We start from the raw sequence: 4,540 nt of genomic DNA, 5'->3' as shown, positions 1-4,540 counted from the left end.
GCTGCGCCTGCGCCTTGGCGTGAACTTGTCTGCGGTGCAACTGATGCAGCCCAACTTGCTCGAAGTCGTGTCCAACGCCCTGCGGGACTCTGGCCTGGACCCAGGGCTGCTGGAAATGGAGGTGACCGAGAGCATCAGCATCAAGGCTGCGCCCAACTTGATGGAGAACCTGCACGGCCTGCATAAGTTGGGCTGCCGTATCGCCATTGACGACTTTGGCACTGGCGCTGCATCGCTGGACTATCTACGCAAGCTGCCCGCCGACCGCATCAAGATCGACCAGAGTTTCGTGCGAAATATCGGTGTGGACCCGGATGACGAGGCCATCGTGCGTACCACGATCGAAATGGCGCATCGACTCAAGCGTGGCGTGGTGGCTGAAGGTGTCGAAATCGAGCAGCACTTGCAGTTCCTGCGTGCCAACCATTGCGACGAATTGCAGGGATATCTGTTCTGTAGACCCTTGCCGGTCATGTCTTTCGATAAACTGTTGTCCGAGCGTCAGCGCCTGATGGCGACGACTAGCACCTGATGTCTGAGTTCAGAGGGCTTGATCCCAGTCATTCTCTGGCAGGAAGGGCGTTACGGCAGGGCCGTTTTGCTCTGGTGCGCAACTGGCACGGAACTTACGGCCGAAATACGAGTCATAGCACGTCGTTCTCATCCGGCGGCGATGCCTATGCTAGTGACTGCGGTAATGAAGGAGACGGCCCGGATGGGCGAAAACGAACTGGATAGCGCGCTGGTCGAGCGCGTCCAAAGCGGGGACAAGCGGGCATTTGACCTGCTGGTACGCAAGTATCAGCACAAGGTCATTGGCCTGATTTCGCGTTATGTGAACAATCATGCCGAGTGCGAGGATGTGGCCCAGGAGGCCTTCGTCCGGGCTTGGCGCGCCATTGGTTCATTTCGTGGCGAGAGCGCCTTCTACACATGGATGTACAAGATCGCCGTCAACACGGCCAAGAACCATTTGGTTGCCATGGGGCGGCGTCCGCCCATGGACGATATCGCCGTGGAAGATGCCGTATTCGTTCCCGGGGCCGATCGTATGCAGGAAAGCGCGACCCCGGAGCGCGAGCTGATGCGCCAGGAAATTGAACGAACTGTCTTTTCCACTGTCCAAGCCCTGCCAGAAGAGCTGCGTACCGCCATCACCCTCAGGGAGGTTGACGGTCTCAGCTACGAAGAGATCGCCGAGGCCATGGATTGTCCAATCGGAACGGTGCGATCGCGGATTTTCCGCGCTCGTGAGGCGATCGATGAAAAGCTGCGGCCGCTGCTGACGGACCGCGAGGATCGTATAAATGACTGAAGTCAATCGCGAAAATCTTTCTGCCGGGATGGACGGGCAGCTCACCAAGGAAGAGTTGCGCTTTCTGTTGCGCCGATTCGAAGCCGATGCCTCCTTGGCGCAAGCATGGTCCGATTACCATCTTGCGCGTGATGGTTTGAGGCGCGAGCTTCCTTCGGTCGCTTCCGAGGGTTTTGCCGCACGCGTCATGCTGGCCATCGATCAGGAATCGGCCTCTGTCGCCGCGCCCTCCGGCAGGCGTCGTTGGTTGCGCTGGTCGGCCGGCGGTGCCATTGCCGCCAGTGTGGCGGTTGTTGCCTTGCTGACCACCCAGCCAGCCGGGCAGCAGGCCAATGAGTCGGCCCCACCACTGGCTTCAATGAACAGGGCTGCCATCGGGTCGGCTCCTGTCACCCAGCCGGTGCCGGTGAACGGTAATCCGGTCCAGGCGCCGGTCTGGCTCAATAGCTACGCTTCGCTGCCTTCGCAGCTCAGCCAGCAAGCTTCCGCCACGATCGATGGCAGTGAAGGGCCTTTGTTCTATGCCCACTCCGATCGGCTGTCTCCTTATCAATTGCGCGGCTACCAAATGATCAGGCACGGCGACGCCAGCTACCTGCTGATCAGTCCTGTCCAAGCACAGCGGCAGGTCACGCCATCACAGGGGCGCGTTGTCGCCCAATGACCGGGCAAGGCCCCGTCATTCATCCAGAGGTGGCCCCGTATCGGTGGTCACCTTCCTATGCCACCACTTTTTTGCCAGCCCATAGTTGTTGGGTTGAGGTCAGGTCGTGTCTGAAAACAGGAGGAATACAAGCATGAGCCGTTTCAACTTGCGCACCGCGGCATGTTTCGCACTGGTCGGCTTGGCGTCCGCTGGCGGCGTACAGGCCCAGGCTGGGGCGCCGGTGGCAGCCAATGGCAGCCTGCCCGATTTCACGGGTATCGTGCAGCAGAACGCTGCCGCCGTCGTGCACGTGGAGGCCAAGTACAGCGGAAAGCGTGCGCGCAAGAGCATGCGCCAGATTCAAGGCCCCCAAGGCCCGGGCGGCGATGGTTCGGATGACAATGATCCAAACGATATTCTGCGTCGTTTCTTTGGCATGCCCGGCATGCCGACGCCAGAGGAGCAGGCGCGTACATCGTTAGGCTCAGGTTTCATCATCTCCCACGATGGCTACATCATCACCAATACACATGTCGTGGAAGACGCCGACACGGTTACGGTGCGTTTGCAGGATAGGCGGACCTTGACCGCGAAAGTGGTCGGAAGCGATCCGCAATACGACATTGCGTTGCTCAAGGTGGACGCTGGCGGAAACCTGCCGGCCGTCAGCATCGGTGACTCGCGATCGCTCAAGCCTGGCCAGTGGGTGCTTGCGATAGGCTCCCCCTTCGGTTTCGATTACACCGTAACTCAGGGCATTGTCAGCGCCGTGGGGCGAAACCTGGGCAGCCAGGACCAGCCTTATACTTCTTTCATCCAGACGGACGTGCCGATTAATCGCGGCAATTCCGGTGGGCCGTTGTTCAACCTGCAAGGCCAGGTAGTGGGCGTCAACTCCCAGATCTACTCCAATACTGGCGGATACCTGGGGGTGGCCTTCTCGATTCCCATCGACATGGCCATGAGTGCCGTCAAACAGATCCGCGAGCACGGCTTCGTGTCACGCGGCATGTTGGGCGTGACGGTGCAGCCGGTGTCCGACGATATGGTCAAGGTATTCAAGCTTGCCAACCCCGACGGAGCGGTCGTGGTAGATGTCACACCGGGTAGCGCGGCCGACAAGGCTGGCCTGCGCCAAGGCGATATTGTGCTGGCCTTCAACGGGCAGCACATCAACCAGTCGCCCGATCTGCCTCCGCTGGTGGCCATGACGCCCCCGGGGACCAAGGCCACCGTGCAGGTGCTGCGCGAAGGCAAGAAGCAGGATGTAACGGTCACAGTAGGGGAGCAACCGCGCGACAAGAATGCCATGACGGCAGGCGCTTCCAAGGGCGATCAGCCAGGCCAGCGGGCCGGTTCATCGTTGCTTGGCCTCACTGTGCAGGACATCGATAGCGACACGCGCAAACAGCTTGGCCTCAAGGCTGGGGAGGGGGTTGTCGTGGCGAATGTCACTGGGCGCGTGGCAGCCCAGGCCGGGTTGCGGCAGGGCGATGTGATCCTTCGCGTCAACCAGTCGGCGATCGGCAGCGCTACGGCCTTCCGCGAGGCCACCAAGGACGTCAAGGCGGGCAGCACCGTGTTACTGCTGGTGCGCCGCGATGACCGTAGTTCCTTCATCGGTTTGACCGTACCGGGCGGGAAAGACGACGAGTGACCCTATCGGCCGCGTGCCGCAGCCCGATGGGCCCGGCACGCGGCTGTGGCATGGGCCAGCCTGCTCGACTTCCAGGGGCGCTTCCCTGGCGCGCAGTCCCGCCAGTTGAGGGCATCCGCCGGGGCGCCCCGGGACGTCCTCGATCCATGCGATAATGCCCAGTTCGTGCCGCCATCGGGGTGGCGCGCTGTCGGTGCGCTCAAGCCCGGCGGAGCACCGTAGCCAGCGCTGTCCATGGAACTGATTCGTAATTTCTCCATCATTGCCCATATCGACCACGGCAAGTCGACCCTTGCGGACCGCATCATCCAGATCTGCGGCGGTCTGACCGAGCGCGAGATGGAAGCGCAGGTGCTCGACAATAATCCGATCGAGCGCGAGCGCGGTATCACCATTAAGGCGCAGTCGGTGTCGCTGCCTTACAAGGCACGCGATGGCAAGACCTACCAGCTGAACTTCATCGATACCCCGGGGCACGTCGACTTCTCCTATGAGGTCAGTCGCTCCCTGTCCGCTTGCGAAGGCGCCCTGCTGGTCGTTGATGCCGCGCAAGGTGTCGAAGCCCAATCGGTAGCCAACTGCTATACCGCCGTGGAGCAGGGGCTGGAAGTAGTGCCCGTGCTCAACAAGATTGATCTACCCACCGCTGACATTGACAAGGTCAAGGGGGAAATCGAGGCCGTGATCGGTATCGATGCTACCGATGCGGTGGCCGTGAGTGCAAAGACTGGCTTGAACGTGGTCGAGGTGCTGGAAGCGATCATCCATCGCATTCCGCCGCCCAAAGTGGGCGATACCGATCGCATGCAGGCGCTGATCATCGACTCCTGGTTCGATAACTACCTGGGCGTGGTGTCGCTGGTGCGTGTGGTGCAGGGCGAGATCAAACCTGGCGACAAATTGCTGGTGATGTCTACCGGTC

5 protein-coding genes are annotated in these 4,540 nt (G+C 60.9%); all 5 read left to right on the top strand.

The window, feature by feature from the left end; translation table 11 throughout:
- Window positions 1-532: EAL domain-containing protein (locus VF436_RS16780; protein WP_330905181.1), on the top strand; the 532-nt coding region annotated here is incomplete at its 5' end.
- Window positions 533-715: 183 nt separating this feature from the next.
- A complete protein-coding gene (gene rpoE, locus VF436_RS16775; protein ID WP_330905180.1) occupies window positions 716-1,315 on the top strand; it encodes an RNA polymerase sigma factor RpoE in 600 nt (199 codons plus the stop codon).
- Window positions 1,308-1,979, top strand: coding sequence for a sigma-E factor negative regulatory protein (locus VF436_RS16770; protein ID WP_330905179.1), 672 nt, complete (start codon window positions 1,308-1,310; stop codon window positions 1,977-1,979). Before rpoE ends, VF436_RS16770 begins: the two co-directional genes overlap by 8 nt.
- A 133-nt stretch (window positions 1,980-2,112) precedes the next feature.
- Entirely contained in the window at window positions 2,113-3,618 is a 1,506-nt protein-coding gene (locus VF436_RS16765; RefSeq protein WP_330905178.1) for a Do family serine endopeptidase, read from the top strand.
- A gap of 234 nt (window positions 3,619-3,852) precedes the next feature.
- On the top strand, window positions 3,853-4,540 hold a 688-nt coding region (locus tag VF436_RS16760), incomplete at its 3' end, for a GTP-binding protein (protein WP_330905177.1).

The organism is Dyella sp., from assembly GCF_036384435.1.
Lineage (GTDB): Bacteria > Pseudomonadota > Gammaproteobacteria > Xanthomonadales > Rhodanobacteraceae > GSA-30.
Note: the sequence above shows the minus strand (reverse complement) of the source record. Positions and strands in the feature narration are given on the sequence as shown.

What these genes read in the sequence shown, in the direction of transcription:
- rpoE (WP_330905180.1), top strand. Translation starts at nt 716, where the DNA reads ATGGGCGAAAACGAACTGGATAGCGCGCTGGTCGAGCGCGTCCAAAGC.
- VF436_RS16770 (WP_330905179.1), top strand. Translation starts at nt 1,308, where the DNA reads ATGACTGAAGTCAATCGCGAAAATCTTTCTGCCGGGATGGACGGGCAG.
- VF436_RS16765 (WP_330905178.1), top strand. Translation starts at nt 2,113, where the DNA reads ATGAGCCGTTTCAACTTGCGCACCGCGGCATGTTTCGCACTGGTCGGC.